This window comes from Streptomyces sp. NPDC107575, assembly GCF_055657265.1.
The window spans coordinates 252,561-275,094 of the sequence record NZ_JBVKBG010000003.1 but is presented as its reverse complement, the minus strand read 5'-3'; the positions used below and the strand labels follow the sequence as shown (position 1 = coordinate 275,094).

Below are 22,534 nucleotides of genomic sequence, written 5' to 3'. Positions count from 1 at the left end.
TGCCCGGTCAGGGTGGGGTGGGGAGTGACTCCAGTGCTTTGCGGGCCTCGGTCATCACGCGGTCGACCAGCTCCGCGCAGCTGGGCAGGTCCTCGATGAGGCCCGCCACCTGGCCGGAGGCCATGACGCCCAGGTCGGTGCGGCCGTCGACCATGGAGGCCTTCAGGAGCATCGGAGTGTTCGCGGCCAGCAGCACCTGGCTCCAGCTGAGGTCCTTGCCGTGCTTCATGGCGAGGCCGTCCCGCACCATCTGCGGCCAGCTCAGTCCCGAGAGCTTCTTGAACCCCGTGGCCCGCCGTACGGCGTGCAGCAACGCGCGCGTGCGGCCCGCGTTCTCCAGCGATTCGACAAGATCCGAGCGCAGCATGCGGTGCGGAAGCCCGTCCACCGCCGTCGTCACCGTGACGTCCTTGACGCTCGCCGCGAGGTACTTCGCCTTCACCGCGTCCGGCACCGTCGAGTCCGACGTCAGCAGGAAGCGCGTGCCCATGGCGACCCCGGCCGCCCCGTAGGCGAGCGCGGCGACCAGCCCCCGCCCGTCGCGGAAGCCGCCCGCCCCGATCACCGGGATGTCGACGGCGTCCACCACCTGCGGCAGCAGCACCGATGTCGCCACCTCGCCGGTGTGCCCGCCGCCCTCGCCGCCCTGCACGATCACCGCGTCCGCGCCCCACGCCGCGACCTTCTCGGCGTGCCGGCGGGCCCCGATCGACGGGATCACGACGGCGCCCGCGTCCTTCAGCTCGGCGATCAGTTCCCTCGACGGCGCGAGCGCGAACGAGGCGACCTTCACGCCCTCCTCGACGATCACCTTGACCCGCTCGCGCGCGTCCCCCGCGTCGGCCCGCAGGTTCACCCCGAAGGGCTGGTCGGTGCGCGACTTCACCTCGCGCACGGCCGCGCGGAGCTGGTCGAGCGTCATGGTGGCGGACGCGAGGATGCCGAGCGCCCCCGCCTCGGCCGCCGCCGACACCAGGCGCGGCCCCGCGACCCACCCCATGCCGGTCTGCACGAGGGGGTGGCGCACGCCGGTCAGCCTGGTCAGCGCCGTGGGAATGGTGAACGCGCCGGAGTCGGGGGCCGGTTCGGAAGGCGGCGTCATACCGGCTTGACCTCCAGGTTCCGCTTGGAGTCGGGGTCGATGACCTCCCGGATCAGCCGCAGCTCCTCGGCCGTCGGCTCCCGCGTGGTCGGCACCTCGCCGCCCTCGGGGAGCACCAGCGCGAACCCGGTCGCCTCCTGGACCTCCTCCACGGTGACGCCGGGGTGCACGGAGACGAGCCGCATCGCATGGTCATCGGTATCGAAATCGAGCACCGCCAGATTGGTCACCACGCGCGGGATGCGGTGGTACCGCGTCGCCGAAGGCCCGGCCGCCGCCGCGCTGTCGTAGCCCACCCCGCTGATCATGTCGACCTTCTCGACGAAGACCCGGCGGCTGTGCTTGGGCACCCAGTAACTCACCGGATTGTTCAGCGTGTTGACGGGGGCGCCGCGCACCCCGAGGAGCTGCCGGTCGGGCCGCTCCCAGTCGCCGATGCACGAGATGTTCTGGTTGCCGAACCGGTCGATCTGGCTCGCCCCCATCATCACGTGCCGCTTCCCACCGGTCACCATCGTCAGATGCTGCCGGTACGGGAGCCAGCCCTCCGCCGCGCCGTCGAGCCCGACCACCATCGCCTCGCCGTCGGTCAGCAGCAGGCCGGGGGAGAAGGTGCGCTTGGCGAGCCGCGCCCCGACGGACGGGATCAGGCCCATCGGGCTGGCCAGCACCTCGCCGTTGTCCCGCCAGGCCTCGGCGCACGCGATCACGCAGTACTCGGCGCGGGACACCGCTGTCGTCGTGACGCTCACTTCTGCTCCTCGTGCCAGGCCTGGACGGCGGACTGGTACTGCTTCTCGTCACCGCCGGGCGGCAGGAACCGCTCGGCGAACTCGGGCCAGGGCGTGCTCGCGTACAGCTTCTGGAACGCCTCGTCGCGCTCGTAGTCGGGCACGCAGGACGTGAAGTGCGCGCCGTGCGGCGTCTCGACGACACCCGTCACGGAATGCCGCTTGACCAGCAGCGTCTGCGGCACCGTGGTCGTCCCGAAGTCGTCCACCAACTGCTCGCACGACACGTACGCGCTGTCCGCCGCCTCGCAGAACAGGTCGTCGAAGTACGGGTCGGGGCCCAGGTACTGGCCGTTGCCCGAACGGTCCGCGCGGTTCATGTGCACCAGGGCCGCGTCGAGCCGCAGCGCGGGCATCGCGACGAACGTCTCCCCGTCCTCGTACGGCGACGTCACCGTCCGCAGCGCCGGGTTGACGCGCATGACGTCCGAGCCGATCCCGGCCCGCACGGGCAGGAACGGCAGCCGGTTCGCCGCCGCGTGCAGCCCCCACATGAACATCGCCTCGTCGACCTCCATCAGCTCGAACGCGCCCTTCTGGCGCGCCGCCCTGAAGTTCGGCTCCAGCGGGATGGAGTCGAGCGTCGCGAACGCCGCGACCAGCTTGCGGATCTTCCCGGCCGCCGCGAGCAGCCCGACGTCCGGGCCGCCGTACGAGACGACGGTCAGGTCCGTGACATCGCTGCGCAGCAACGCCCGTACGAGCGCCATGGGTTTGCGGCGCGAGCCCCAGCCGCCGATGCCGATGGTCATGCCGCTGCGCAGCCGCCCGACCACCTCGTCGGGCGTCATGGTCTTGTCCGGTGTGGTCATCGCTCGGTCTCCTGTCCGAAGGTGTCGCGGACCCGGTCGGCGACGCCGCTGAGGTTCGCCTCGAAGGTGAAGCCCTGCTCGAAGCGGTAGCTGCGGTGCACGTCGACGGGGTCGATCCCGTTGAGCGCGGACTTGGCGAGGCGGAGCAGATAGCCGTCCTTGCGGGCGATGTCGCGGGCCAGCTCCAGTGCGGCCCCGCGCAGTCGGTCCCTCGGCACGACCTGCCACACCGAGCCGTGCGCGTGCAGCTCGGCGGCCGTCGCCGTGCGCGACGTGTAGAACAGTGCGCGCATCAGATGCTGCGGGACGAGACGGGCCAGGTGCGTGGCCGCGCCGAGCGCGCCCCGGTCCAGCTCGGGCAGGCCGAACGTCGCGTCGTCGCTCGCCACGATCGCGTCCGCGTTCCCCACGAGTCCGATGCCGCCGCCCAGGCAGAATCCGGCGACCGCCGCGATCACCGGGACCTCGCACTGGTACACCGCCGAAAACGCCTCGTAGCAGCCGCGGTTGGCGCCGATCAGGGCGCTGTGGCCGCCACCGGCCGCGGCCGTCTCGCGCTGCATCTCCTTGATGTCCACCCCCGCGTTGAACCCGCGGGAGGTCTCGGCCGCCGTCAGCACGACGCAGCGGACATCGGGATCGCGGCCCGCGGCACGCACGGCGTCCGCCAGGTCGTACCAGCCCCGCACCGGCAGTGCGTTGACGGGCGGGAAGTCGACCGTGACGACGGCGATGCCCTTTTCGGGTGAGGAGGTGGAGACACCCATGGCGTTCAGCTACCTTTCCACCTAACGTTTGTTTGGTACGTCGATGACGGTAGCAGGCGGCGAGGGGCAGCGGAATGGGTCGGGCAGCGGTCGGCGCAAGTGGACCCGAAAGGGTCGGGAAGGGGTCCGGGATGGATCTGAGCGGTCGGGTCGTCGTCGTCACGGGCGGCACGAGGGGAGTGGGCGCCGGGATCGCGGGTGCCTTCGCGAAGGCCGGGGCGCGGGTGATCACCGTCGCCCGCAGACCTCCCGAAGAGCCGCTGGACGGCTGCGAGTTCATACCCGTCGACCTGCGGGACGCGGCGGCCGTGGAGGAGCTGCTCGCGGGCCTCGACCGGGTGGACGTGCTGGTGAACAACGCGGGGGGCACGCCGTACCGCCCGCTCGCGCAGGCGGACGCGGCGCGGCACGCGCGCGTGATCGAGCTGAATCTGACGGCGGCGCTGACCGCGTCCCTGGCCGCCCGCGAGAAGCTCGCCGCCGCCCGCGGCTCGATCGTGATGATCGGCAGCGTCAGCGGCAGCCGCCCCTCGCCGGGCAGCGCGGTGTACGGGGCGGCGAAGGCGGGCCTTGAGCACCTCGCCCGGTCCATGGCCGTGGAGTGGGCCCCGGAGATCCGGGTGAACACACTGGTGCTCGGCATGGTCCGTACCGAACTGAGCGCACTGCACTACGGGGACGAGGACGGCATCGCCGCCGTGGGCGCGACCGTGCCCATGGGGCGCCTGGCCGAGCCGGGCGAGGTCGGGGACGCCGCGGTGTTCCTGGCCTCGGACGCCGCCTCGTACATCACCGGGGCGAGCCTGCTGATGCACGGCGGCGGCGAGCTCCCCGCGTTCCTGGACGCGGCAACTGCCAACAAGGAGGCATGAGATGACGGACGTGAAGCCGGTCGACGGAGACAGCGGAGGCCTGTGCGCGGGACGGGTGGTCGCCCTCACGGGAGCGGGGCGCGGCCTCGGGCGCGCGCACGCCCTCGCGTACGCGGCCGAGGGCGCCAAGGTCGTCGTGAACGATCTGGGGGTGGGCCTGGACGGCACCCCCGCCCCGGACAGTCCTGCCGCCCAGGTGGTGCGGGAGATACGGGCGGCGGGTGGCGAGGCGGTGGCGCACGGGGCCGACATCGCGACCTCCGAGGGCGCGGCCTCGCTCGTCGCGGCCGCAGTCGACACCTTCGGACGCCTGGACACGCTGGTGAACAACGCCGGGTTCCTGCGAGACCGGATGCTCGTCAACCTCGACGAGGACGACTGGGACGCCGTGATGCGGGTCCACCTCAAGGGCCACTTCCTGCCGCTCAAGCACGCCGCCGCGTACTGGCGGGCGGAGTCGAAGGCGGGCCGCACCCCGGCGGCCCGGGTCGTCAACACCTCGTCCGGAGCGGGCCTGTTGGGCTCCGTCGGGCAGGGCAACTACAGCGCGGCGAAGGCCGGGATCCTCGGCCTGACCCTGGTCGCCGCCGCCGAAATGGGGCGCTACGGCGTGCAGGTCAACGCGATAGCGCCGGCGGCCCGCACCCGGATGACCGAGGCCACGTTCGCCGAGACCATGGCGGCGCCCGGGGCGGACGCCTTCGACGCGATGGCCCCGGAGAACGTGTCGCCGCTGGTCGTCTGGCTCGGCTCGGGGGCCGCGGCGGACGGGGTGACCGGCCGGGTCTTCGAGGTGGAGGCGGGCCGGATCACCGTGATGGAGGGCTGGCGGCAGGGCCCGACCGTCGACAAGCAGGAGCGGTGGACACCGGCGGGCGCGGGCGACGCGGCCCGCGAGCTGCTGGCGCGCGCGGCGATACCGGGAGGCGTGTACGGGGCTTCGTGACGCCGGCCTCCCGCCGAAGGGGCTACGTGTCGCACTCCCACACCGTCCGGCACAGCGCGCACCGCGCCCGCACCCGGCCCCGCACCGGCACCCGGATCCGCTGCTGACACGTCGGGCACGCGAACGCCACCCGCAGGCCTCCGCCCCGCCCCTGCGGCCCTTCCCCCGCCGAGAAGGAGTACGGGCCGCCGGGGTCGAGGCCCCGGGGCCCGTGGTCCTGCGCATACCGGCGGTCCTTCGCATAGCGCCGCCGCCCCGCCCAGCCCGCCGCGGTCAACGGCGGCTGCCGCTCGTCACGCCGCGCCTGCTCGAGACCCTTCTCGTACGCGGAGAACGCCTGCGGGCTCGTGAACCACGTCTCCGGCCCCTCGCCGAAGACGAGGGACCGCTTCGCGAGCACGTACCCGAACTCCTCCGGCGTCAGATAGCCCAGCTTCTGCGACGACGCCGCGTCCTCCCGGTAGGCGTCGAGGAGCAGCCAGCCCGCCCCCAGATACGTGGCGGCCGTGTCGGTCAGGATCTCGTTGTCCCGCGTCCCCGGCAGCGACAGGTCCAGGCGGTGCAGATACACATGCATGATCTCGTGCGCGAGCGCCGCCCCGATGTCCCGGCGATGCGTACGGAACCGGTCGTTCAGCTCGATGAAGTACTCGGGCCCCGCCGCCAGTTCGACGCTCGCCGCATGCCGCATCTCCCGGAAACTCACGATCATCCGCGCGTCGGGGAGTCGATAGTGCAGCACCAGCTCACGCGCCAGCCGCTGCACACCCAGATACAGATCGTCGACGTCGCTGAACGCCACATCGGCCGGGGCGACACTCGACGAGAACGTCCGCACCGTGTCGTAGGAGAGCCGTCTGTAGAGCGCGGTGATCGCCGAACGCACCGTCTCCAGATGCGGATAGCCGTGCACCACCGGTCCGCCGTCCGCCACGCGCGCACCCCCTGGGGCCGCCGGTCGTGTTCCCCCGGGAGCCCGCGCCCGGACCCGGCGACTCCAGAGTACGGCCATTAATCCAAGACCTGCCGCCCCTTTGTCCATGGGCCCGTCCGCCCCGCCCGGCGCATCGTGATCGGCACGCCAAGCCGCCGTGAGAAGGAGTGCGCCGTGCCCGAGCAGCCCCAAGGCCAGCCGTCGGAGAACCGGGAGAACGCGGAGGACTCGGGGTACGAGGAGGTGTCGCCCGGCCCCACCCGCAGGGCCCTCGTCGCCGCCGGCGCGGTCGGCGGGGCGGGTGTCGCGCTCGGCCTCGGACTGCCCGGCACGGCCCGCGCCGCGGCCGCCGCGCCGACCGCCGACGGCGTCGCCGTGCTCCGCTCCAAGGACCTCGACGTCCGCGTGAGCACCACTTTCCCCGTCGTCGTCTCCTACACCGACCGCGCCACCGGCGCCGTCCTGCACGCGCAGCCGGACCCGGTCACGACGCTCCTGATCGACGGCGCCGAACACACCCCGAAGGTGACGTGCGCGCCCGCCGCCGACCACGCCGACTACCGCCTCACCCTGTCGGGCGGCACCACGATCGACCTCCGCATCGCCGTCGACGGCAAACAGGTCGACTGGCGCGTCACACGCATCGCCGACACGGCCCAACTGCGCGTCGGCACCCTCCAGTTCCCCGGCCTCGCCCTGCTGTCCGTGCGCAGCGACCAGCCCGGCGCCGCCCTCCTCGCCGCGACCGTGCAGCTCGACAAGGCCAAGAGCGGCGACACCCTCGTCACCCCGGCCGCCGACAGCCCCGCCCAGGCCCCCACAGGCTGCGCGTACGCCGTCGTCGCCCACGACAGGCTCGGCGGCGCCGTCGAGACGAACACCAGCTACGACAAGCCCGACGGCGCCGCCGGAACCACCTGGGAGAACGGCCGCCTGTGGCGCGAGACCGTGCGCCGCGACGGCCACACCGCCGCCCGCCTCGCTCCCGGACAATGGACACACAGGGCGGCCACCTCCCCGGTCGACGCCACCGAACCCCTCCCGTACGCGACCGTCGTCATCACCGGCGACCGAAACGGCGACGGGAAGGTCGACTGGCAGGACGCCGCCATCGCCTTCCGCGACATCGCCCACACGCCGCGCGGCGCCGACGAGCAGCACCTGCGGGTCGTCCCGCACATCCCGTTCAACTTCGCCTCGCAGGCCACCAACCCGTTCCTCGCGACCCTCGACAACGTCAAACGGATCCACCTCGCCACCGACGGGCTGCGCCAGTACACGCTCCTCAAGGGCTACCAGTCCGAGGGCCACGACTCCGCGCACCCCGACTACGCGGGCAACTACAACACGCGCGCGGGCGGCCTCGACGACCTCAACACCCTGGTCCGCGAGGGCAAGAAGTGGAACAGCGACTTCGGCGTCCACGTCAACGCCACCGAGTCGTACCCCGTCGCCAACGCCTTCTCCGAGAAGCTCGTCGACAAGACGAACGAGCAGTGGGACTGGCTCGACCAGAGCTACCGCATCGACCAGCGCCGCGACCTCGTCTCCGGCGACATCGTCAGGCGCTTCGCCGACCTGCGCCGCGACACGGACGACGGCCTCAACACCCTCTACATCGACGTGTTCCGCGAGTCCGGCTGGACCTCCGACCGCCTCCAGCGCACCTTCCGCGAACAGGGCTGGAACGTCACCTCCGAATGGGGCCACGGCTTCGAGAGATCGTCCCTGTGGTCCCACTGGGCGACCGAGACCGACTACGGCCCCGACACCTCGCGCGGCATCAACTCGAAGCTCATCCGCTTCATCCGCAACCACCAGAAGGACGTCTTCGCCGACAAGTGGCCGACCCTCCTCGGCATCGCCCGCATGGGCAACTTCGAGGGCTGGACCGGCAAGACCGACTGGACCGACTTCTACCGCCTCATCTGGACGCACTCGCTGCCCGCCAAGTACCTCCAGGCGCAGCCGATCAAGTCGTGGGGCGAGCACGAGATCACGTTCTCCGGCGCCACCCGCACGAGCGTCACCGACGCCTCCGGCGCCCGCCGCATCACCACCGACGACCGCCTCGTGTACGACGACGGCACCTATCTGCTGCCGTGGGAACCGCGCCGCGCCACCGACCCGGCGAAGCTGTACCACTACAACCCCAAGGGCGGCAGCACGAGTTGGCGCCTCCCGCGCGCGTGGGAGAGCAGAAGCCGGGTGGCCCTGTACCGCCTCACCGACCAGGGCCGCACCTTCGTCTCCTACGTCCCCGTGTCCGGCGGCAAGGTGACGCTGAAGGCCGACGTCGACCAGCCGTACGTCGTCTACCGGGACCGCAACGACCTCGACCGCGCGCCCGACTGGGGCCAGGGCACCCCGCTGCACGACCCCGGCTTCAACTCCGGCTCCCTGAAGGGCTGGACGGTCACCGGGCCCGCCACGGTCGAGCGCAGCGACCTCGGCGACTACGAACTCGTCATCGGATCCGGCGCCGCCGCCACCGTCTCCCAGCGCCTGACCAGGCTCGCCCCCGGCTCCTACGCGGCTTCCGTGCAGGTCGAGGTCGGCGCCAAGGCGGGGGAGCGGCGCACGGCGACCCTGGAGATCCGCACGGCCGACGGCGTGACCGCCACGAACCGCACCGACACGTCGACCGCGGGCAACTACGTCGCCGCCGACCGCAAGCACGGCACCCGCTTCCAGCGCATGACCACGTACTTCACCGTCCCCGAGGGCGGCGGCCCGGTCACCCTCGCCCTGCGCACCGCGTCCGGTTCGGCCCGGGTCCGCTTCGACCATGTACGTATCGTGAGATCGCCCGCACCGAAGCAGCCCGCCGGAACCGTGGTTCACGAGGACTTCGAGCATGTCCCCCAGGGCTGGGGCCCGTTCGTGAAGGGCGACGCGGGTGGCTCCACCGACCCGCGCACCCACATCGCCCAACGGCACGCGCCGTACACGCAGCGCGGATGGAACGGCAAGGCGATCGACGACGTCGTCGACGGCACCCAGTCCCTCAAGTCACGCGGCGAGAACACCGGCCTCGTCTACCGCACCGTCCCGCACACGGCCCGCTTCGAACCGGGCAAGCGGTACCGGGTCACCTTCCGCTACGAGAACGAGAAGGCCGGCCAGTACGCCTGGATCACGGCGGTCGACGACCCGGGGACCAAGGAACTGTCCCGCGAGGAACTGCCGGTGGCCACCGAACCCACCACGCTCACCTACGAGTTCACGGCACCGGACAAGGGGGAGGCCTGGGTCGGACTGCGCAAGACGGGCGATGACGGCACGGCCGAGTTCGCTCTGGACGCCTTCGAGGTGACCGAGGCCGACTGATCGGTTTCCGTGGGCCCGGGGGAGCACCCCGGGCCCACGGGCGGCCTCACCGGAGCAGAAGCCGCGGCTCCCCGGCCCCGTCCAGCTCCAGGACCCACACCTCGTTCGCGCCCTCGCGCAGCACGGGGCCCGGCACGTACAGCGCCTCCTGCGGGCCCGCCGACCAGTAGCGGCCCAGGCAGAAACCGTTCACCCACACGAACCCCCGCCCCCAGCCCGGCAGTTCGAGTGCCGCGTCGCCGGGGGCCGACACCTCGAACGAGCCCCGGTGCAGGCCCCGGCCCTCGCCGTCCGGCGCGCGCGACGGCAGTTCGGCCACCGCGGCAGCCGTGATGGCGTCGAGGCGCAGCCCCCGCGCCCGTACCCCGTGCAGGAACTGCCGTTCGTGCAGCAGGCCGCCCGTGATGCCCTTCGGCTCACCCGTGCGCGGCCCGTAGTTGACCCGCCCCAGGGACTCCACCCACAGCTCCACGCGCGCGTGCCCCGCCACATCCGCAGCGAGCCGCGGCTCCTCCTCCGTGAGCACCCCGGCCCGCACCCCGTCGACGTACACGGTCGCCAGATCCCGCAGACCGCGCGCCAGCAGCGGATACGGCTGCCGGGGCCCCGGCACCGTCACCGCGTACCGCACCAGGCCACGGTCCACGTCCAGGTCCTCGAACGACGGCGGCACCGCGTGCTCCGCCTCCGGGCCGCCCAGCGCCTCAAGGACCCCGTCCAGGGCCGTGAACGCCGTCAGCTCCGCCGAGACCGGGCCCGCGAGCGCCGCCGGTTGTGGCGGCACCTCCGGCAGCGGCCCCTCCGCGTACTCGGCGAGCACCTCGCGGAACAGCCAGAACTTCTCCGTGGGCCGGCCGAACTCGTCGATCGGCGCGTCGTAGTCGTACGACGTGACATCCGGTTCGAGGGGACCGTCGTGCAGCGCGCCACCACCCCGGTTCGCGCCCGCCCAGCCCCCGAAACTCGTCCCGCCGTGCGCCATGTACAGGTTCACCGACGCCCCGCACTCCAGGATCTCCCGCAGCGCGTCCGCCGCCTCCCGCGGATCCCGCACGACGTGCTTCGCGCCCCAGTGGTCGAACCAGCCGCACCAGAACTCCATGCACATCAACGGCCCCGCGGCCTGATGCCCGCGCAGCGTCGCGAACGCCTCACGCGCGCGTGACCCGAAGTTCACCGTCGCCAGCACCCCCGGCACCGAACCCCCGGTCAGCATGTGGTCCTCGGGACCGTCCGACGTGAACAGCGGCACCGTCACCCCGAGCCCCACCAGGAGGTCGGCGAGCGCCCGCAGATAGCGCCGGTCCGAGCCGTAACTGCCGTACTCGTTCTCCACCTGCACCATGAGGACCGGACCACCCCGGTCCACCTGCCGCTCCACGACCTGCGGCAACAACACCCCGAACCACCGCTCGACCGCTTCCGTGAACTCCGGGTCCCCGGTACGCGCGCGTGCCCCCAGCCGCCCCGTCACCCAGTGCGGAAGCCCACCGTTCTCCCACTCCGCACAGATGTAGGGCCCCGGCCGCACGATCACCCACAGCCCCTCCCGCCGCGCGGCATCGAGGAACCGCCCCACCGCCGCCACATCGTGCACCTCACCGGGGCGCGGCTCGTGCAGATTCCACGGCACGTACGTCTCCACACAGTTCAGGCCCATCGCCCGCAGCATCCGCAGCCGGTGCGCCCACTGCTCCTCGTGCACCCGGAAGTAGTGCAGCGCCCCCGACAGCAGCCGCACCGGCCGCCCGTCCACCTCGAAGGCGTCCCCGCCCACCCGGAAATCCGTCATCACGTGCTCCTCCGCGCCAGATGGGCCGCATCACCCACCGGCCGCCACCCTCACCTCTGGCGGCCGACGGGGTCCATGGACAAAGATCGGCCGGTGTTGGACGGGGACGCCCGCACGAACCACCACGGGAGGGGACAATTGCCCACGTACCACACCTGGATGCGGTACTTCACGCCCAGCCCGGCCCACCACCGCCTCGGCCTCGTCTGCCTCGGCGTCGGCCTCCAGCACGGCCTGCTGCCCACCGTCGGCCCCCGCACCCTCGACCACCACGTCGCCGTCGTCGTCACCGCAGGCAGCGGCTGGTACCAGGACCCCGAAGGCCACCGCCGCACCGTCACCGCCCCCGCCCTGATCTGGCTCACCCCAGGACGCCCCCACCACTACGGCGCCGACCCCGACACCGGCTGGGACGAGTGCTTCGTCGACTTCACCGGCCCCGCCACCACCACGTACACCGAACTCGGCTACATCGAACCCGACCGCCCCCTCGTCCCCCTCACCGATCCCGCCCCCGCCCGCGCCGCCGTCGGCCGTATCGCCCGCGCCGCCCGCCGCGGCAACCCCCTGCTCGAGGTCGAGACCGGCGCCGCCGTCCACGAACTCCTCGTCGCCCTGCGCCGCGCCCGCGCCGACCTCGCCCAGGGCGGCGACCCCGTCCTGACGGCCCTCGCCCGCGACGCCTTCCAGCCCCTGTCCGTCGCCGCCCACGCAGCCCGGCACGGCATGACCCCCGCCGCACTGCGCACCGCCGTCCGCCGCGGCGCCGGCTGCAGCCCCAAGGACTACCTCCTCGGCATCCGCCTCGGCCGCGCCAAGGAACTCCTCGCCGCCACCGAACTCCCCGTCGCCGCCGTCGCCCGCCGCGTCGGCTACGACGACCCCGCCTACTTCTCCCGCCTCTTCACCCGCCGCGTCGGCACCGCACCCGTCCGCTTCCGCGAACAACAGGGCCGTGCCGTCCCCGGCGGCTGGTCCGACAAGATCCCCGACCCCGACGACCCACCCATGCTCCACGTAGGCTGACCCGTCATGACCACCAGCAATCCCCACGACGTCGACCCGGCCGTGCGCGCCGAGCTCGCCCGCCTGCGCGACAGCATCGACAACATCGACGCCGCCGTCGTCCACATGCTCGCCGAGCGCTTCAAGTGCACCCAGCAGGTCGGCCACCTCAAGGCCGAACACGACCTCCCCCCGGCGGACCCGGCCCGCGAATCCCGCCAGATCGAACGCCTCCGCCAACTCGCCGAGAACGCCAAACTCGACCCGGCCTTCGCGGAGAAATTCCTCAACTTCATCATCAGCGAGGTCATCCGCCACCACGAACAAATCGCAGAACACACCAAACGCTGACAAAATCAAGCCCCGCCGGCGATTGAGGCGCGGGGTCCGGGGCAGCGCCCCGCGACCGCAACCCCGGCCGACCGCAACAAGATCCACCCTGTCCCGATGTCGGTGGCATGCGGCAGCATTACCGCATGCCCGTACTGACGCGCAGCGAAGCGCAGACCCGAGCCCAGCTCATCGACGTCGAGCGATACACCGTCGCCCTCGACCTCACCGTCGGCGACGACACCTTCGACTCCCGCACCGCGATCCGCTTCACCGCACGCACCGCGGGCGACACCTTCGTCGAGCTCAAGCCCGCCGACCTGCGCTCCGCCACCCTCGACGGGCAGCCCCTCGACCCCGCGACCCTCGCCGACAACCGGCTCCCGCTCACCGGCCTCACCGAAGGCCCCCACGAACTGCGCATCGACACCGCCATGCGCTACTCGCACACCGGCGAGGGCATGCACCGCTTCACCGACCCCACCGACGGCGAGACATACACGTACACGCAGCTGTTCATGGAGGACGTCCAGCGCGTCTTCGCCGCCTTCGACCAGCCCGACCTCAAGGCGCGCTTCGACCTCACCGTCACCGCCCCCGAAGGCTGGACCGTCCTCGCCAACGGCGTCACCGAACACCTGGGGGAGGGCACGTGGCGCGCCGCCACGACGCCCCTCCTCTCCACCTACCTGGTCGCCGTCGCCGCGGGCCCCTGGCACTCCATCCGCACCGAACACCGCGGCCTGCCCTTCGGCCTGCACTGCCGACGCTCCCTCGCGCCGTACCTCGACGCCGACGCCGACGAGATCCTCGACGCCACGCGCGCGTGCTTCGACCGCTACCACGAGAAGTTCGACGAGCCCTACCCCTTCGACTCCTACGACCAGGCGTTCGTCCCCGAATTCAACGCCGGCGCCATGGAGAACCCCGGCCTCGTCACCTTCCGCGACGAATTCGTCTACCGCTCCGCCGTCACCGACACCGAACGCCAGACCCGCGCCATGGTCATCGCCCACGAAATGGCCCACATGTGGTTCGGCGACCTCGTCACCCTCAAATGGTGGGACGACATCTGGCTCAACGAGTCGTTCGCCGAATACATGGGCTACCAGACCCTCACCGAAGCCACCCGGTACACCGACACCTGGATCGACTTCGGTGTCGCCCGCAAAACCTGGGGATACGACGCCGACCAGCGGCCCTCCACCCACCCCGTCGCCCCCGAATCCGTGCCCGACACGGCCTCCGCGCTCCTCAACTTCGACGGAATCTCCTACGCCAAGGGCGCCTCCGCCCTGCGCCAACTCGTCACCTGGCTCGGCGAGAAGGACTTCCTCGCCGGCATCAACACCCACTTCAAGCGCCACAAGTTCGGCAACGCCACCCTCGCCGACTTCATCGAATCCCTCGCCACCGGCACCGAACGCGACGTCCACGCCTGGGCCGACGCCTGGTTGCGCACCACCGGCGTCGACACCCTCACCACCACCGTGACCGAGCACGACGACACCTGGACGCTCACCGTCGACCGCGAGGGCAGCCGCCCCCACCGCATCGCCATCGGTCTGTACGACCCCGCGCCCGCCGACACACGCGGACTCGCCCTGCGCGAACGCATCGACGCGGAAGTCCCGGGCAGCGGACAGGAATTGACGTTCAACGGCCGCCGCCCCGCCCTGATCGTCCCCAACGACCAGGACCTCACCTACACCAAGATCCGCCTCGACGCGGCGTCCCAGGAAGCCGCCCTGCGCGACCTCGCCGGCATCCCCGACGCCCTCACCCGCACCATCGTGTGGAACACGCTCCGCGACATGGTCCGCGACGGCGCACTCGCACCCGCCACCTACCTGGAAGCCGTCGCCGCCCACCTCCCCGAGGAGAGCGACCTCGCCCTCGTCCAGGGTGTCCTCGCCTTCGCCCACACCCAGGTCGCCGACCGCTACACCCACCCCGCGGAGCGTCCCGAGGCCCTCGACCTCATCACCGCCCTGTGCGAGGACTTCGTCCGCCGCACCGAGGACGGCAGCCACCCCGGGCTCCGCCTCACCGCCGTACGCCACCTCATCGACGCCGCACGCCACGCCGACGTCATCCGCGACTGGTACGACTCCGGGGCAGTCCCCGGCGGACCCGAACTCGACCCCGAACTGCGCTGGCGCATCCTCGGCCGGCTCAGCGTCCTCGGCGCCGTCGACGAAGCCGTCATCGAGGCCGAACTCGCCCACGACCCCAGCGCCACGGGACAGGAGGGCGCCGCCCGCTGCCGCGCCTCCCTGCCCGACCCGCAGACCAAGGCGGAGGCCTGGGCCGCGATGTTCACGACGAACCCCGACGACGACCTGTCCAACTACCTCTTCGCCGCCACCGCCCAAGGCTTCTGGCAACCCGAACAGGCCGGCCTCCTGCGGGACTACGTCCCCCGCTACTTCACCGACGCCATCGAACTCGCCGCACGCCGCGGCCCCGCGATCGCCGAGGCGGCGGGCCGCCACGCGTTCCCCGTGTACGCCATCGACACGGACACGCTCCGCGCGGGCGACCAGCACGTGGCGTCGGCCACCCCCGCCCTGCGCCGCAAACTGACCGACCAACTGGACGACCTCCGCCGGGCGTTGCGGGTACGCGGGGCGTAGACCGGGCGGGCGGGGCGGGGGCCGTTGGGCTGACGCGCGGCGCCGGGGTCTCTGACCCGTGCCGGGGGCTGGGCCCTGGGGCCGGTGGGCGGTGCCGGGGTCTCTGACCTGTGCCGGGGGTGGGCTCTGGGGCCGGTGCGCGGCGCCGGGGTCTCTGACCTGTATCGGGGCGGGCCCCGGGGCCGGTACGCGGCGCCGGGCCTCCGATCCGCACCGGGGTGCGGGATCTGGGGCCGGTACGCGGCGCCCGGCCTCCGACCCGCACCGGGGCGACACTTGCCGCCCTCGTACGGGACCCGGCCCCGGGCGACGCCTGTTGTCACCGGGATCCAGCCCCCGGGCCATCGCCGACACCGACAACCGGCACGCCGCACACAGGGTGCCCCGTGACCCTGCCCACGTCCGCCGGCCATCTCCCACCCGCCCGCCCCTTCCGGGGGCGTCGGCCCGACGGGGTGCCGTGCTTGCGGTCGATGTGACTGTCTCGCGGAGCGGGGTGCTGCCGTGTCCGGCACCTGGGCCGACGCGCACGCTGCGCCCGAGTACGCCTGCCCACGTCCCCCACCTATCTCCCGCCCACCCGCCCCTTCCGGGGGCGTCGGCCCGACGGGGTGCCGTGCTTGCGGTCGTCGTGACTGTCTCGCGGAGCGGGGTGCTGCCGTGTCCGGCACCTGGGCCGACGCGCACGCTGCGCCCGAGTACGCCTGCCCCTTCCGCCGCCCATCTCCCACCCGCCCCCTCCAGGGGCGTCGGCCTGACGGGGTGCCGTACTTCCCGGTCCGGCGTGACTGCCACGTCACCTGGGGCGCTTCCGGGAAGCCCCATCGCTCACGGCTACCGTCAGCCGTGAGCGAGACAGGCGTGCCGGTTGCCGGATGCCGCGTGTCCGTTCGCCTCCGGAGCCCAGGGACCGTTGATCCGCGCGAGTGGGAGAGGCACCTACCGGCGGCGGCTCAGGTTGCCCCATCAAGCCCCTCCGGCGCTTGAGGACGCGCCCGAAGGGCGACAGGGGCCGACCCCGGTACAGGCCAGGGGAGCCGAGCCCGGTCGGACCGTAGCCCCCGGAGGGGGGCGGGCGGGTGGGAGATGAGTGAGGGACGGGCCAAACGGAAGCCGTCCTCGTCAGGCCCGGCTCGTGATCGAGAGGCACGAGCGCGAAGGGCGGTGGGAAGCCGGGGCGCAGCCCCTGGGGCCGACCCCGGCGCGGGCCAGGGGAGCCGCACCCCGGTCGGGCCGTAGCCCCCGGAGGGGGCGGGCGGGTGGGAGATGGGCGAGGAACGGGCCAGACGGAAGCCGTCCTCGTCAGGCCCGGCTCCTGGACGAGGCGCACGAGCCCGAAGGGCGATGGAAGGGAGCCGCGCCCCGGTCGAGCCGAAGCCCCCGGAGGGAGATGGCCGCGGAACGGGCCAGACACCACGCACCGCCAGACAGAAGCCCACCCGGGCCATCGCCCCCCCGACCCACCGACCACCAGCCCACCCCACCCGCACCCCCCGGAGGGGCTTAGCACAGGGCCACCCCCACCCACCCCCACCCCTACCACTTTCGGGTCAGCTTCCCCGGTACGGCGGACGCATCAGCAGGCAAAAGGCAAGCTGATGCATCACGTACGCCAACCACGCAAAGGACCCGTATGCGCAGCACGCCGCCCCTCGCCGGAGGTACCCAAGGCCCCGACGCCCTGCGGCCGTTGCTCGCCACAGTCCTCGACGCGCTGCACAAGGGCGCCGCCCACCGAGGCGGCCCCCTCCCGGCCGGCGGCCCCGACGCCGTCACCGCGCAACTCCACCACGACGTAGGAGAGTTGCTGCCCACCCACGGCACAGGACCCGAAGACGCGCTGCGCACCCTCGTCACCGCCCTCGCCGAAGGCGCCGCAGACCCCGCCGACCCGCTCTGCGCGGCCCACCTGCACTGCCCGCCGCTGGCCGTCGCCACCGCCGCCGACCTCGCCGCGAGCGCCCTCAACCCCTCCATGGACTCCTGGGACCAGGCCCCCGCCGCCTCCGCCCTGGAAGCCCTCGTCACCACAACCCTCGCCCACGAGGTCTACGGCACCCACAGCACCCACACCACTCACACCCCCCACGCCCCAGGCACCCCGACCACCCCACCCCCCACCCCCGACGCCCTCATCACCACCGGCGGCACCGAAGCCAACCAGCTCGCCGTCCTCCTCGCCCGCGAAGCCGCACAGGCCGAACACACCGCCGAACCGGTCCGCCTCCTCGTAGGCGCCAACGCCCACCACAGCCTCACCCGCGCCGCCTGGCTCCTCGGCCTGCCCGAACCGGTCACCGTGCCCGCCCCCGCCGGCACCCTCGACCCCGCCGCCCTCGACGAAGCACTCACCGAGCTCCCCGGCCCCAAACTCGTCGCCGCCACCGCAGGCACCACCGACGCCGGACTCATCGACCCGCTCCCAGAAATCGCCGACATCTGCGAACGGCACGGCGCCCGCCTCCACATCGACGCCGCCTACGGCGGAGGCGCCCTCTTCAGCCCCCGCGAAGCCCCCAAACTCCACGGCCTCGCCCGCGCCCACACCGTCGCCCTCGACCTGCACAAACTCGGCTGGCAACCCGTCGCCGCCGGCATCCTCGCCGTCCGCGACACCACCGAGACCACCGCCCTCGGCCACCAGGCCGACTACCTCAACGCCGACGACGACACCGAAGCCGGCCTCCCCGACCTCCTCGGCCGCTCCCTGCGCACCACCCGCCGCCCCGACATCCTCAAAACGGCCGTCACCTTCAAAGCCCTCGGCCGCACCGGACTCGCCGAGCTCGTCGACCAGGTCACCGCCCTCGCCCACCACCTGGCACAACTCATCGACGCACACCCCCACTTCGAGCTCTACGACACCCCCACCCTCACCACCGTCCTCTTCAGGCCCACCGGCGCCACCGACGAGACCATCGCCGCCATCCGCCGCACCCTGCTCACCGAAGGCCGCGCCGTCCTCGGCCGCGCCCGCATGGACGGAAAGCTCCACCTCAAAGCCACCCTGCTCAACCCGCACGCCACCCCCGAAGACCTCACCGCCCTCCTGGAACTGGTGGAAGGACACACGCCCCGATGACAGCCGCACCCGCCGGGCCCACCCCCAAGCCCGCCACCCCGCCAACCGAGGAACCCCGCGACCTCGTCGGCATCGGCATCGGCCCCTTCAACCTCTCCCTCGCCGCCCTCGCCCACCCCCTCACCGAACTCGACACCGCCTTCTACGAACAACGCCCCGCCTTCCACTGGCACCCCGGCCTCCTCATCGAAGGCGCCACCCTCCAAGTCCCCTTCCTCGCCGACCTGGTGACCCTCGCCGACCCCACCAGCCACTGGACGTTCCTCAACTACCTCAAGACCCGCGAACGCCTCTTCCCCTTCTACTTCGCCGAGCGCTTCCACATCCAGCGCGCCGAATACGACGCCTACTGCCGCTGGGTCAGCGAAAACCTCCCCGGACTCCACTTCTCCCACCAGGTCGACGCCGTCCGCTGGAACACCGAACGCTCCCTCTTCGAAGTCGACTTCACCCAACTCGACGCCGAAGGCGAAGCCGAAGCCCTCGGCCGCACCTACACCAAGAACGTCGCCATCGGCGTCGGCACCGCCCCGTACATCCCCGAACCCCTCAAACCACTCGCCGACGCCCCCACCGTGCCCGTCGTCCACTCCGCCGACTACCTCACCCACCGCGAACGCCTGCTCGCCGCCGACCACATCACCGTCATCGGCAGCGGCCAGTCCGGCGCCGAAATCTTCCTCGACCTGCTCCGCTCCCGCCCAGCAGGCCACGAAAAGATCCACTGGCTCGCCCGCAGCGAAGCCTTCGCACCCATGGAATACAGCAAACTCGGCCTCGAACACTTCACCCCCGACTACAGCCACTACTTCCACCACCTCCCCGAAGCCGAACGCGACCGGCTCGTCCCCGCCCAATGGCAACTCCACAAAGGCATCGACGCCGACACCATCGCCGCCATCCACGAAGAGCTCTACCAGCGCACCCTCAACGGCGGCTGGCCCGACGCCACCCTCACCCCCGGCGTCAGCATCCGCACCGCGGGCCGCGTCGCCGCCACCAAGGTCGAACTCCACCTCGAACACCGCCAACAGGGCACCCGCTCCCGCCTCACCACCGACGCCGTCGTCCTCGCCACCGGCTACAAGGAACGCCCCCTCAGCGGCATGCTCACAGGACTCGACCCCTACCTGCGCCGCGACCAGTCCCAACGACCCCGCATCGACGACCAGTTCCGCCTCGTCCTCGACAACCGCGTCCAAGGCTCCGTCTACGTACAGAACGCCGAACGCCACACCCACGGCGTCGGCGCCCCCGACCTCGGACTCGCCGCCTGGCGCAGCGCCACCATCCTCAACTCACTGACCGGCAAGGACCCCTACCCCCAACCCCGGCGCACCGCCTTCACCACCTTCGGCCTCACCGGACACGAAAACCGCGCCCCCCTGCCCGGACAACAAACAGGGGAGCGCGGCACCATGGTCAAACTCCAGGACTGACCCGCCACCTACTGCGCGAACACCGGCGTCCCGTCCCGCGTCAACCGCCAGTCCACCGACGCGAAATCGGCCGGGTCGAGGACGCCCTTCGCCGTCACCCACTCCGCGATCCGCGTCCGGATCTCCGTCGACTCCGACCACAGCTCCTTCGCCGCCGCCACATGCGGGAACGCGCCACCACCGTTCGCCCGATAGTTGTTCACCGCGAACACGAACTGCGCCGCGTCATCCAGATCCTTCCCCTCGAATTTCAGGTTCTTGATCCGCGACCCCGCCGCCTGCGCGATGTCGATGTCGTACGACAACCCCGACACATAGTCGTAGTTGTAGTCCGGCCGATTGCCCGCGTTCGTCAGCTTGTCCACGTCCACCGCCGCGCCCGCCGCCGTCCGCACGAAATACTCCGCCGAGTACTCCAGGTACGCCCGCACCTGCGCACCCGTCATCGCCTTCGCCACCAGCGTGTTGTCGTACACGTACAAGCTCGACAGATCGCGGATCGTCACCTCACCCGCAGGAATCTCCGACGTACGCGAGAACGGCGACGCCTGCGACAGCACCGGAAGCTTCGCGTACTCCGTGCCCTCCAGCGCCTTCGCCACCACATCCGCCTGCACCTTGTTGATCAGATCGATGATCGGCGCATCCTTGTAGCGGGCGTCCACCGTCGTCAGCGTCTGCTTCGCCGTCCCCACGACCTGATTGACGTACTCCACCACCGCCTCGTGCTGCTCACGCATCAGCTTCGAGATCTCCGGATCGTCCGCCACCGCATTCGTGTTCCGCAGCGACGCCCTCACCGACTCGACCGTCCAACGGCCCTTGTCCCAGACCAGATCGAAGTCGAACAACGTCAACCGCTCCGCATAGCAAAGAGGCTCGGAAAGAACGACCGTCTTCCCGGTCTCCTCATTCACCACCAGCTGCTGCTCGATCTCGACATGCGCGTGCCCGACCAGAATCGCGTCGACCCCCGGCACCTGCTTCGCGACATTCGCCGCCGCGTTCTCCACATACGGCACCTGATCCCCGTACGACGACTGCCCCGACGCCCCCGAATGCGCCGACACGATCACCACGTCCGCGCCCATCGACCGCAACTTCGGCACCCACTTCGCCGCCTGCTCCTCAAGGCCCGGGAACTTCAGCACACCCTGCACATACGCCTTGTCCCAGATCGCGATCCCCGGATTCGTCAGACCCAGCACCGCCACCTTCACATCCTTGCCGTGCGGGGTCCGCAGCCGCTTCATGAAGTACGGAGGAAACGCCGGCTTCTCCGTCTTCGCATCCACCGCGTTCGCGCCAAGCAGCGGAAACTCGCACTGCGACTCGAACTTCCGCAGCGTCTCGATGCCGTAATTGAACTCGTGATTGCCCAGCGCCACCGCGTCGTACCCGATCGCGTTCATCGCCCGTGCCATCGGATGCACCGGACCACCGGCCGCCGTGATCGGATCGACCTTCGCGTAGTAGTACGTCAGCGGGGTCCCCTGAATCGTGTCCCCCGCGTCGATGAGCAGGGTGTTCCCCCGGCCCTTCTCCTCACGCACCTGATCCACCAGCGTCGACACCCGCGCCAGACCCTGCGCGTTGCCCGCCGCGTCCGCGTAGTCCGCGTTCTTGAAGTAGTCCCAGTTGAAGACGTGACCGTGCAGATCCGTCGTCCCCATCACGGTGAACGCGTACCGCTTCTTCGGCCTCTTCGGCTTCGCCCCCGCCGCGGAAGCGGGCGCGGCCACCGCACCCGTCAGGGCCACCCCGGCACCGGACGCGGCCGAACTGGCGAGAAAGGATCTACGGTCCAACGACATCGACGTCTCCTCGTCTACGTGTACGCCATAGCGACGCGCGTAGATTCTTGCTCACCAACCCCAACTCGCAACAGCCTCAAGAGGTTTCGTTTCGATGATGACAAGGTGGGCGCATGGCCAACGACCACCACCCCACCGCCACCCCCGAAGCCCCCCGCATCGCGGTCCGCGGCGAAGCCCACATCGAGGCCGAACCCGAGATCGCCCGCATCGGCATCACCGTCGCCGCCCGCGGCACCGACCGCCGCACCGCCCTCGAAGACCTCACCCGCCGCAACACCCACGTACTCGACCTCATCAAGGGCTACGGCGACGCCGTCGACAAAACCGCCACCGGCGCCCTCTCCATCACCCCCGAACTCACCAAACGCGGCCGCGGCGAACGCATCCGCACCTACCACGGCCGCGTCCACATCACCGCCGACCTCACCGACTTCACCGCACTCGGCGAACTCACCACCCGCCTCGCCGACCTCGACCTCACCAGCGTCGACGGCCCCTGGTGGTCCCTGCGACCCACCTCACCCGTCCACGCCCAAGCCCGCCAACAAGCCGTCCGCGAAGCCGTCCAACGCGCCCGCGAATACGCCGAAGCCCTCGGCACCACCCTCGCCGCACTCATCGAAATCGCCGACATCGGCGCCGACAACCCCATGGCCGACCGCCCCATGCCCCCACCCGGCGCCATGCGCATGGCCGCCTTCGCCGGCGCCGACACGGACCCCGCCCCCGCACTCGACCTCGAACCCCAACGCCAGCGCGTACGAGCCGAGGTCAACGCCCGCTTTACGATGCACCCGCCGACACTGTGACCACACGGCGAGCCACTCGACCGCTCATCAGAGCGCTGTGTCGCCCAAATACAAGCCTTGTCAATAGCCC

16 protein-coding genes are annotated in these 22,534 nt (G+C 71.5%); 9 read left to right on the top strand and 7 right to left on the bottom strand.

From position 1 onward, the window contains the following. Positions 1 to 7: 7 nt before the first annotated feature. Genes ACZ7L4_RS14475 through ACZ7L4_RS14460 form a run of 4 tightly spaced genes read right to left on the bottom strand, consistent with a single transcriptional unit; the run spans position 8 to position 3,472 of the window. Entirely contained in the window at positions 8 to 1,057 is a 1,050-nt protein-coding gene (locus tag ACZ7L4_RS14475; protein WP_472104007.1) for an NAD(P)H-dependent flavin oxidoreductase, read from the bottom strand. A gap of 41 nt (positions 1,058 to 1,098) precedes the next feature. Further along, complete coding sequence (locus ACZ7L4_RS14470; RefSeq protein WP_472102434.1) at positions 1,099 to 1,854, bottom strand: CoA-transferase subunit beta; 756 nt, start codon at positions 1,852 to 1,854, stop codon at positions 1,099 to 1,101. Next, on the bottom strand, positions 1,851 to 2,705 hold the full coding sequence (locus ACZ7L4_RS14465) for a CoA transferase subunit A (RefSeq protein WP_472102432.1): 855 nt from the start codon (positions 2,703 to 2,705) through the stop codon (positions 1,851 to 1,853). Before ACZ7L4_RS14465 ends, ACZ7L4_RS14470 begins: the two co-directional genes overlap by 4 nt. Then, complete coding sequence (locus tag ACZ7L4_RS14460) at positions 2,702 to 3,472, bottom strand: enoyl-CoA hydratase family protein (RefSeq protein ID WP_472102430.1); 771 nt, start codon at positions 3,470 to 3,472, stop codon at positions 2,702 to 2,704. The genes ACZ7L4_RS14465 and ACZ7L4_RS14460 overlap by 4 nt, the downstream gene beginning before the upstream one ends. A 131-nt stretch (positions 3,473 to 3,603) precedes the next feature. On the opposite strand from ACZ7L4_RS14460, the gene ACZ7L4_RS14455 reads away from it, so the two are divergent. Continuing rightward, positions 3,604 to 4,344 carry an SDR family oxidoreductase gene (locus tag ACZ7L4_RS14455; protein WP_472102428.1) on the top strand — a complete coding sequence of 247 codons (741 nt, stop codon included), beginning with the start codon at positions 3,604 to 3,606 and terminating at the stop codon, positions 4,342 to 4,344. 1 nt (position 4,345) lies between these two features. Next, positions 4,346 to 5,290 carry an SDR family oxidoreductase gene (locus ACZ7L4_RS14450; RefSeq protein ID WP_472102426.1) on the top strand — a complete coding sequence of 315 codons (945 nt, stop codon included), beginning with the start codon at positions 4,346 to 4,348 and terminating at the stop codon, positions 5,288 to 5,290. A 22-nt stretch (positions 5,291 to 5,312) separates the two neighbouring features. Here ACZ7L4_RS14450 and ACZ7L4_RS14445 read toward each other — a convergent pair whose 3' ends face one another. After that, positions 5,313 to 6,224 carry a zinc ribbon domain-containing protein gene (locus ACZ7L4_RS14445; RefSeq protein WP_472102424.1) on the bottom strand — a complete coding sequence of 304 codons (912 nt, stop codon included), beginning with the start codon at positions 6,222 to 6,224 and terminating at the stop codon, positions 5,313 to 5,315. A gap of 243 nt (positions 6,225 to 6,467) precedes the next feature. Here ACZ7L4_RS14445 and ACZ7L4_RS14440 point away from each other — a divergent pair, with 243 nt between their 5' ends. After that, positions 6,468 to 9,554 (top strand): endo-alpha-N-acetylgalactosaminidase family protein, encoded by a 3,087-nt coding sequence (locus tag ACZ7L4_RS14440; RefSeq protein WP_472104005.1) that lies wholly within the window; start codon positions 6,468 to 6,470, stop codon positions 9,552 to 9,554. 46 nt (positions 9,555 to 9,600) lie between these two features. Here ACZ7L4_RS14440 and ACZ7L4_RS14435 read toward each other — a convergent pair whose 3' ends face one another. After that, positions 9,601 to 11,346: a glycoside hydrolase family 35 protein gene (locus ACZ7L4_RS14435; protein ID WP_472102422.1), complete on the bottom strand. Its 1,746-nt coding sequence runs from the start codon at positions 11,344 to 11,346 to the stop codon at positions 9,601 to 9,603. Between the two features lie 159 nt (positions 11,347 to 11,505). Between ACZ7L4_RS14435 and ACZ7L4_RS14430 the strand changes: the two genes are divergently transcribed. The 5 genes from ACZ7L4_RS14430 to ACZ7L4_RS14410 all read left to right on the top strand — a co-directional run bounded on the left by ACZ7L4_RS14430 (position 11,506) and on the right by ACZ7L4_RS14410 (position 19,838). Then, on the top strand, positions 11,506 to 12,372 hold the full coding sequence (locus ACZ7L4_RS14430) for a helix-turn-helix domain-containing protein (RefSeq protein ID WP_472104003.1): 867 nt from the start codon (positions 11,506 to 11,508) through the stop codon (positions 12,370 to 12,372). Between the two features lie 6 nt (positions 12,373 to 12,378). Further along, entirely contained in the window at positions 12,379 to 12,702 is a 324-nt protein-coding gene (locus tag ACZ7L4_RS14425) for a chorismate mutase (protein ID WP_472102420.1), read from the top strand. A gap of 125 nt (positions 12,703 to 12,827) precedes the next feature. Next, entirely contained in the window at positions 12,828 to 15,317 is a 2,490-nt protein-coding gene (gene pepN / locus ACZ7L4_RS14420; RefSeq protein ID WP_472102419.1) for an aminopeptidase N, read from the top strand. 1,633 nt (positions 15,318 to 16,950) lie between these two features. Then, a complete protein-coding gene (locus ACZ7L4_RS14415) occupies positions 16,951 to 18,399 on the top strand; it encodes a pyridoxal phosphate-dependent decarboxylase family protein (RefSeq protein ID WP_472102417.1) in 1,449 nt (482 codons plus the stop codon). Then, entirely contained in the window at positions 18,396 to 19,838 is a 1,443-nt protein-coding gene (locus tag ACZ7L4_RS14410; protein ID WP_472102415.1) for a lysine N(6)-hydroxylase/L-ornithine N(5)-oxygenase family protein, read from the top strand. The genes ACZ7L4_RS14415 and ACZ7L4_RS14410 overlap by 4 nt, the downstream gene beginning before the upstream one ends. Positions 19,839 to 19,846: 8 nt before the next feature. Here the strand turns inward: ACZ7L4_RS14410 and ACZ7L4_RS14405 are convergent, their stop codons facing one another. After that, on the bottom strand, positions 19,847 to 21,652 hold the full coding sequence (locus ACZ7L4_RS14405; RefSeq protein WP_472102414.1) for a bifunctional metallophosphatase/5'-nucleotidase: 1,806 nt from the start codon (positions 21,650 to 21,652) through the stop codon (positions 19,847 to 19,849). Between the two features lie 113 nt (positions 21,653 to 21,765). Between ACZ7L4_RS14405 and ACZ7L4_RS14400 the strand changes: the two genes are divergently transcribed. Then, positions 21,766 to 22,464 carry an SIMPL domain-containing protein gene (locus ACZ7L4_RS14400; protein WP_472102412.1) on the top strand — a complete coding sequence of 233 codons (699 nt, stop codon included), beginning with the start codon at positions 21,766 to 21,768 and terminating at the stop codon, positions 22,462 to 22,464. The last annotated feature ends 70 nt before the right edge of the window (positions 22,465 to 22,534 follow it).